Genomic DNA, 8,065 nt, shown 5'->3' with positions numbered 1-8,065 from the left:
CCGGAGCGCCGCTTTCAACCGGCAATGTCCCGACGAGCTCGGGCTTCTTGTTTTCCGAGGCCCATACGACGACACGCTGGCCGCGCAGATTGAGCAGCGCCTCGGAGCGTTGCAGCGCAGCGTTGACGTCGGCCAAGCGGGCTCTGAGTTCGACATTCTGCGCCGAGGTACGCGCCCGTTCGCGGATCAGGAAAATGGCTGAGACAAGTGCCGCGCCCATGACGCCGACAAACATCGCGAGTTGCATGACCTCGACGGTGCTGACCGACAGCCCGGCTTTGGACGCAGCAGCGGGTCCAGCATGTGCCGAAAGGCCAAGCAGCGGACCGGCGAGCGCGGAAGAAGCAAGCAATTTTCCGACGCGGCTGCCAGCGCGCCATAGAAGGCTCCCGCCTCTGGCAGCGGAACCCGTGGTCACCGAATCGTTGTGGCCGCCGGAAACGGCCTGTCCCGCGCAATGCGGGTAATCCCCCGGCATGTCCTGGTCCTCTTCGCCGCCTGAATGCAAGACCGCCCTGATGCGGGGGTCGGCCCTCGTCTCCCGGCCCCGCGAATCAGCACCATAGCGCTTGCGCGAATCGGCGTGAAGAATCAATCAGCGCAAAAATAAAGCCGGGCGAAAAGTCAATCGCCCGGCCTCAATATCTAGTGGTAATTTCCGCTGTGGTTAATAGCGGTAGTGTTCCGGCTTGAACGGTCCCTGCGGGGTCACGCCGATATAGGCGGCCTGTTCGCCGGACAGCTCGGTGAGCCGGGCGCCGAGCTTGTCGAGATGAAGGCGCGCGACCTTTTCATCGAGATGCTTCGGCAGGACATAGACTTGGTTCTGATACTGGCCGGGCTTGGTGTACAGCTCGATCTGGGCCAGCACCTGGTTGGTGAAGGACGCCGACATGACGAAGCTCGGGTGGCCGGTGGCGTTGCCGAGATTGAGCAGTCGGCCTTCCGACAAAAGGATCATCCGCTTGCCGTCCGGGAAGGTGATCATGTCGACCTGCGGCTTGATGTTGGTCCACTTCAGATTGCGCAGCGACGCCACCTGGATCTCGTTGTCGAAGTGACCGATATTGCCGACGATCACCATGTCCTTCATCGCCCGCATGTGGTCGAGGGTGACGACATCCTTGTTGCCGGTGGTGGTGATGATGATGTCGGCGGTCGGGGCGGCATCCTCGAGCGTGACGACTTCGAAACCGTCCATCGCCGCCTGCAACGCGCAGATCGGATCGACCTCTGTGACCTTGACGCGGGCGCCGGCGCCCTTGAGCGAAGCCGAAGAACCCTTGCCGACATCGCCATAGCCGCAGACGACCGCAACCTTGCCGGCCATCATCGTGTCGGTGCCGCGGCGTATGCCGTCGACCAGCGATTCCTTGCAGCCATATTTGTTGTCGAATTTCGACTTGGTCACGCTATCGTTGACGTTGATCGCCGGGAACGGCAGCAGGCCCTTCTTCTGCAACTGATAGAGCCGGTTGACGCCGGTCGTCGTCTCTTCGGTGACGCCGCGGATCGCTTCCTTCTGCTTGGTGAAGAAACCGGGCGATGCCGCCATACGCTTCTTGATCTGGGCAATCAGGATTTCTTCCTCCTCGCTGCCCGGATTGGAGAGCACATCCTCGCCGGCTTCGGCGCGCGCGCCGATCAGGATGTACATGGTGGCATCGCCGCCATCGTCGAGGATCATGTTGGAGGTGCCGCCATCGGCCCACTGGAAGATCTTGTCGGTGTAGACCCAGTAGTCCTCGAGCGTCTCGCCCTTGACGGCGAAGACCGGAATGCCGGCCTCGGCGATGGCCGCGGCCGCATGGTCCTGGGTCGAGAAGATGTTGCAGGAGGCCCAGCGGATATCGGCGCCGAGCGCCTTCAGCGTTTCGATCAGCACGGCCGTCTGGATGGTCATGTGCAGGGAGCCGGTGATGCGCGCGCCCTTGAGCGGCTGCGCCTTGCCGAATTCTTCGCGGCACGCCATCAGGCCCGGCATTTCGGTTTCGGCGATCTCGATCTCCTTGCGGCCCCAGCCGGCAAGTGAGATGTCGGCGACCACATAGTCATTGCTACCCGTCATGGCAGTGCTCCGATCAAGAATTGTCTTCGGGATGCGCCCACGCCGGAAGGCGTGTCGAAGGGCGCGAGTTGCCGGCCTGACTAGCAGATCGTCGGTCTGACGACAATGGGATATAAAGAAATCTTTATCCGTGCATGTCTTCGGAGGCGCCTCGGTCCGAAATCGGAATCGGTTTCCGGAAGCCTATGCGCAAATTCAGAGTGCCATAGCGTCCTTTGCGCGTCCAATGAGGCGCGGCGCTCTGGGCGTCAGGACTCCTCGCCGAAGCGGGAGGCGACCAGTTGCTCCAGCGCGTCGATCACCTGCTCGGCCTCCGGGCCGCTGGCGGTGACGCGGATCGAATAGCCGGGGCTCGCCGCCAGCATCATGAGGCCCATGATCGAGGTGCCGCCAACCGTGACGCCGTCCTTCTCGACCTGGACGGAGGCGTCGAAGCCGCTTGCGACCTGAACGAACTTCGCCGAGGCGCGGGCATGCAGGCCACGCTGGTTGACGATTGGAAATTCCCGGACGATGTCACCCTTCTTGGCCAACAGCGCGTTCATTTGCTGCTCAGAAGCTGGCTGGCGACATTGATGTATTTGCGGCCGGCCGCCTGCGCCTCGTCCAGCGCTGCGCTCATATTGTCGCCCTTGCGAATGCTGGACAGCTTGATCAGCATCGGCAGGTTCATGCCGGCAATGACTTCGGTACGACCGGATTCCATCACTGAAATGGCAAGATTGGAGGGCGTTCCGCCGAACATGTCCGTCAAAACGATGACGCCGGCTCCCGTGTCGACACGGGCAACGGCGTCGACGATGTCGCTGCGGCGCTGCTCCATATCGTCATCGGCGCCGATCGCCACGGTCTCGAAACTGTCTTGTGGCCCGACGACATGTTCCACGGCATGGCGGAATTCGGCGGCCAGTTGACCGTGCGTTACAAGCACGAGTCCGATCATTCTTTGGTGGCTCCCGTCATCGCCGCTTCATAGGCGTTTCATGCTCGCCGGCCGTTCCAGGCGGCGGGAGCGCTATCTTGTCGACGCGAGACGCGTTGACAAGCCCAAAATTGCACCGGCCCAGGCCATTTTGACGCATTGCAGCAAAAAACCGGGAACCGGATCATACGAAAGGCGCAATTGGCAGCCGCGCCATCATGGCCAGCAGGGCGGTGGAGACGTTGCGTTCGGCAAAATCGATTCGTGGCACCACAACGCCCGCGATCGGCTCGCCGACATCTTCCTGGAAGCGGACCATCTCGCTTGCCGGCACCAGCCGGACATGAAGGTCGATTACGCCGCCGGGCTCGAACGACAATGGACGCGGACCGAATCCGGGCACCTCGGCGAGGCCGGCGATGGGAGTGGGCACCCGGCAGACCAGCCGCCCCGCGTGATCGGCAGCGAGGAGCCTGTCGTCGCCGATCAGCCGCGAAAACAATCCATGCTGGCGACAATGATCGATGAGGGCGAGCGCCAGCGTCGTCTTGCCCGAGCCGGACGGTCCCGTGATAAGGACACCACACTCGCCGATCAGGATCGCCGTGCCGTGAATGTTCTCGGCCAGCACAGTTGGATCAGGCATGATCTTGTCCGAAACCCGGTTCCCACTTTTCGCTGCCGCGGACCCACTTTTCGGAGTCATGCTTTTTGGTTTACGCATTATCTTGTCCGAAAACCGCTGCCCACTTTTTGGGATCATGCGTCAGCCTTCGGCCGGCAGTGTCACGACGAAGCGCGCGCCCTTGATCTCGCCGGGTTTGGTGCCCGGGATGTTCTCGGCGGTCAGCGTGCCGCCATGGGCTTCGACGATCTGCCTGCTGATCGACAGGCCGAGGCCTGAGTTCTGGCCGAACGCCTCGCCGGCCGGCCGGTCGGTGTAGAAGCGTTCGAAGATGCGGTCGATGTTGTCGGCCCTGATACCGGGACCATTGTCGTCGACGGTGATGATGTTGACCTTGCCGGCGCGCGCCAGAGATATGGCGATGTGGCCGCGCTCTTCAGGAACGAAGGAGCGGGCATTCTCGATCAGATTGGTGATGACCTGGCCGATCCTCAGATCATGGCCGGCGACGAAATAGCCTTTGACGCCCTGCGGCAGTTTGGCGACCTTGAATTCGATGTCGACCGTCTTCTTGTTGCGCGTCGCAGTGCGCGAAACGTCGACAAGATCCGTGATGAATTTCTTGAGATCCACGGTTCCTGCGTCTTCCCGCGCGAGCTCGGCGTCAAGACGGGAGGCGTCGGAAATGTCGGTGATGAGACGGTCCAGCCGCCTGACATCGTGCTGGATGATCTCCATCAGCCGGCCGCGCGACGTGTCGTTCTTGGCCAGCGGCAGGGTCTCCACCGCGCTGCGCAGCGAGGTCAGCGGGTTCTTCAATTCGTGCGAGACGTCAGCCGCGAAACTTTCGATCGCCTCGATGCGGGCGTAGAGCGCATTGGTCATGTCGCGCACGGCGATCGACAGATTGCCGATCTCGTCCTGCCGGTCGGAGAAATCCGGGATTTCCTCGCGATTCTTGACGCCGCGCCGCACCCTGACCGCCGCCGCCGACAGCCGGCGCAGCGGGTTGGCGATGGTCGAGGCGAGCAGCATCGACAGGATCGCGGTGACAAGGGCGGCGATGCCGAAGACGCGCAGGATCGCCTTGCGCTCGGCCGCGACGATCTTGTCGATGTCGCCGCCTTCCGTCGACAGCATCAGCACGCCGAGGACGGCGCGGAAGCGCTGGATCGGCACGGCGACCGAAACAATCTGCTCGCCCTGTTCGGAGATCCGCACGATGGTCGACGGGCTGCCGGTAAGCGCCTTGACCACCTCCGGAAATGCTGCGCCATTGCCGCCCGGCTGTTCATGGTAGATCGGCAGCGCGGTGTTGCGGAAGAAGTCGAAGACGAACTTCTGGATGCGTTCCAGAAGGTCGGGCTCTTCCGCGTCGACCGGCGGCAGGTCGTAGCGAAGGATCTGGCCACGCGAATAGAGATGACGGGAATCGAGCAACAGATTGGCCTCGCGATCATAGATGCGGGCGCGCGTCCGTGTCGGCGAAATCAAGCGCCTAAGCACCGGCGCGACGCGCTCCGGATTGATCGGAAAATCGAGATTGTCGAGCTGATCGGAGCCGGGGCCCAGGCTTTCGCCGGCCTGCAGTTCAAGCAGCTTTTCCGGATCGATGCTGATCGAATCGGTCTCGACCGTCGCCGATGCCGCGATCGCCCCGGCGATGATCTCGCCCTGGGTCATCAGGCTTTCGACGCGGGCATCGATCAGCCCGTCGCGAAACGTGTTGAGGTAGAGAATGCCGGTGACCAGGACGGCCAGGCCGGCGAGGTTGAGGAAGAGAATGCGCCGCGTCAGGCTGGAAAAGATATGGTGGCCGAGGAAGCGGCGCATCGGCACCGTGATTCTCGACAGGAATGCCGGCAGAATCCGCGACGGGCGCCGGGCGCCCGTCCGTCTCACTCGCTCTACGTCCACTGCCATCGAATAGCAGCCCCCGCTCAGTCTTTAGTTTTGAGCATGTCGTTGTCGCAAAACCGGGACCACTTTTGGGCGACATGCATCAATTCATGCTTCGCGGAACCGATATCCGACTCCGTAAAGGGTTTCGATCATCTCGAAGTCATCATCGACGGCCTTGAACTTCTTGCGAAGCCGCTTGATGTGACTGTCGATGGTGCGGTCATCGACATAGACCTGCTCATCATAGGCCGAATCCATCAGCGCATCACGGCTTTTTACCACACCGGGGCGCTGGGCCAGAGAATGCAGGATCAGGAACTCGGTGACGGTAAGCGTCACCGGCTCGCCCTTCCAGGTGCAGGTGTGACGCTCCTGGTCCATGACAAGCTGGCCGCGCTCGAGCGAACGGGCCTGCTGGCTGGGCGTCTTGGCCGATGCCTCGCGGGCGCCGGCACGGCGCAGCACGGCGCGAACCCGCTCGACCAGAAGACGCTGCGAGAAGGGTTTGCGGATGAAGTCGTCGGCGCCCATCTTGAGGCCGAAAAGCTCATCGATCTCGTCGTCCTTGGACGTCAGGAAGATCACCGGCAGGTCGGATTTCTGGCGCATCCGGCGCAGAAGCTCCATGCCGTCCATGCGCGGCATCTTGATGTCAAGGATGGCGAGATTCGGCGGGCGCGCCGCCAGGCCTTCCAGCGCCGACGCCCCATCCGTGTAAGTTTCGACGCGATACCCCTCCGATTCGAGGGCGATCGACACCGACGTCAGAATGTTGCGGTCGTCGTCGACAAGCGCGATTGTTGCCATTTCAAGTGGCTCCCTCATGAGCTGTCCCTTCTTTGGTCGAGAAGGGGCTTTTGCAGGACAAATTAGGTACAAAATGTGGCACAGGCTTCGTACGCTGTCACGAGCGGCATGCCGGCGGCCACAATCTCACCTCAACATGGATTGGACTGTTAAAGACCGCCAATCCTTCGGGCAACCGCCTGATTTTTTGCACATATAAACGATTTAAACAACTTTCAAAATATTTAAATCGATTAATTATTTGATATCATTTGGCTTTTCTGGTTCTCACCGTTACAGTCTCCTTCGTGGGGACTCCGGAAATTCGCCGGCCAGGATGCTGCAAATCGAAGAAGGAACCCCTTATGTCGGAAGCCGGCAAACGCAATCCCGCATGGGCGATCGATCGGATCGGCCTAAAGACCACGGGCGCGGTGCGCTATAATTTCGGCGAAGCCGTCCTTTACGAGGAAGCGGTCCGCCGCGGCGAGGCCCGGCTCACCGCGCATGGCGCGCTGGTCGCCGAGACCGGGCAGCACACCGGCCGCTCGCCCAAGGACAAATTCGTCGTGCGTGACGAGACCACCGGGCCGCATGTATGGTGGGACAACAACAAGGCGATGTCGCCGGCCCAGTTCGAAACGCTGCTCGCCGATTTTCGCGCCCATGCAGCAGACAAGGATCTTTATGTGCAGGACCTGGTCGGCGGCGCCGATGAGGACTTGAAACTGACGACCAGGGTCGTCACGGAGCTTGCCTGGCACTCGTTGTTCATCCGCAATCTGCTCATTCGTCCGGAAGCCGCCGAGCTCGAGCATTTCGTGCCTGACATGACGATCATCGACCTGCCGTCGTTCCGCGCCGATCCGGTTCGCCACGGCACCCGCACCGAAACGGTGATCGCCGTCGATCTCTCGCGCATGATCGTGCTGATCGGCGGCACCTCCTATGCCGGCGAAATGAAGAAGTCGGTCTTCACCATGCTCAACTATCTGTTGCCGGCCAAGGGCGTGATGCCGATGCATTGTTCGGCCAATGAAGGCGCCGACGGAGACGCGGCCATCTTCTTCGGCCTCTCGGGAACCGGCAAGACGACGCTGTCGGCCGATCCGTCGCGCACGCTGATCGGCGACGACGAGCACGGCTGGGGTCCGCATGGCATCTTCAATTTCGAAGGCGGCTGTTATGCCAAGACGATAAAGCTTTCCGCCGAAGCCGAGCCGGAGATCTTCGCCACCACGCAACGCTTCGGCACGGTGCTGGAGAATGTGGTGCTCGATGCGGGCCGCGTGCCGGATTTCGACGACGGCAGTCTCACTGAAAACACGCGCTGCGCCTATCCGCTCCACTTCATCCCCAACGCCAGCAAGACGGGCCGCGCCGGTCACCCGAAAAACATCATCATGCTGACCGCCGACGCATTCGGCGTGATGCCGCCGATCGCACGGCTGACCCCTGCGCAGGCGATGTACCATTTCCTCTCCGGCTACACCGCCAAGGTGGCTGGGACCGAAAAGGGCGTCACCGAACCCGAAGCGACGTTTTCGACCTGTTTCGGCGCACCGTTCATGCCGCGCCATCCGTCGGAATACGGCAATCTGCTGCGCGAACTGATCGCCCATCACGGTGTCGATTGCTGGCTGGTCAACACCGGCTGGACCGGCGGCGCGTACGGCACCGGCAAGCGGATGCCGATCAAGGCGACGCGAGCGCTGCTTGCCGCGGCACTCGACGGCTCGCTGAAAGGGGCCGGTTTCCGGAC

7 protein-coding genes and 1 pseudogene are annotated in these 8,065 nt (G+C 61.9%); 1 reads left to right on the top strand and 7 read right to left on the bottom strand.

The features are described 5' to 3' along the window. From EOA86_RS13365 to EOA86_RS13330, 7 genes and pseudogenes are all read right to left on the bottom strand, one after another. Positions 1 to 478, bottom strand: a pseudogene (locus tag EOA86_RS13365) (alkaline phosphatase); the annotation flags it as partial. Between the two features lie 189 nt (positions 479 to 667). Next, a complete protein-coding gene (gene ahcY / locus EOA86_RS13360; RefSeq protein ID WP_128342086.1) occupies positions 668 to 2,068 on the bottom strand; it encodes an adenosylhomocysteinase in 1,401 nt (466 codons plus the stop codon). 248 nt (positions 2,069 to 2,316) lie between these two features. Next, positions 2,317 to 2,613 (bottom strand): HPr family phosphocarrier protein, encoded by a 297-nt coding sequence (locus tag EOA86_RS13355; RefSeq protein ID WP_128342085.1) that lies wholly within the window; start codon positions 2,611 to 2,613, stop codon positions 2,317 to 2,319. After that, entirely contained in the window at positions 2,610 to 3,011 is a 402-nt protein-coding gene (locus EOA86_RS13350; RefSeq protein WP_029347440.1) for a PTS sugar transporter subunit IIA, read from the bottom strand. Before EOA86_RS13350 ends, EOA86_RS13355 begins: the two co-directional genes overlap by 4 nt. A gap of 163 nt (positions 3,012 to 3,174) precedes the next feature. Next, positions 3,175 to 3,636: an HPr kinase/phosphorylase gene (locus tag EOA86_RS13345; protein ID WP_128342083.1), complete on the bottom strand. Its 462-nt coding sequence runs from the start codon at positions 3,634 to 3,636 to the stop codon at positions 3,175 to 3,177. A gap of 120 nt (positions 3,637 to 3,756) precedes the next feature. After that, on the bottom strand, positions 3,757 to 5,538 hold the full coding sequence (locus tag EOA86_RS13340) for a sensor histidine kinase (RefSeq protein ID WP_127314572.1): 1,782 nt from the start codon (positions 5,536 to 5,538) through the stop codon (positions 3,757 to 3,759). A gap of 84 nt (positions 5,539 to 5,622) precedes the next feature. Next, a complete protein-coding gene (locus EOA86_RS13330; protein ID WP_127314573.1) occupies positions 5,623 to 6,324 on the bottom strand; it encodes a response regulator transcription factor in 702 nt (233 codons plus the stop codon). Positions 6,325 to 6,668: 344 nt separating this feature from the next. Here EOA86_RS13330 and EOA86_RS13325 point away from each other — a divergent pair. Next, on the top strand, positions 6,669 to 8,065 hold a 1,397-nt coding region (locus EOA86_RS13325), incomplete at its 3' end, for a phosphoenolpyruvate carboxykinase (protein ID WP_128342082.1).

The sequence above is a fragment of the Mesorhizobium sp. M5C.F.Ca.IN.020.32.2.1 genome (assembly GCF_004023105.1).
In the GTDB taxonomy this organism is placed as follows: domain Bacteria; phylum Pseudomonadota; class Alphaproteobacteria; order Rhizobiales; family Rhizobiaceae; genus Mesorhizobium; species Mesorhizobium wenxiniae.
The sequence above is the reverse complement of the archived record's forward strand: the minus strand, read 5'-3'. Positions and strand labels throughout refer to the sequence as shown.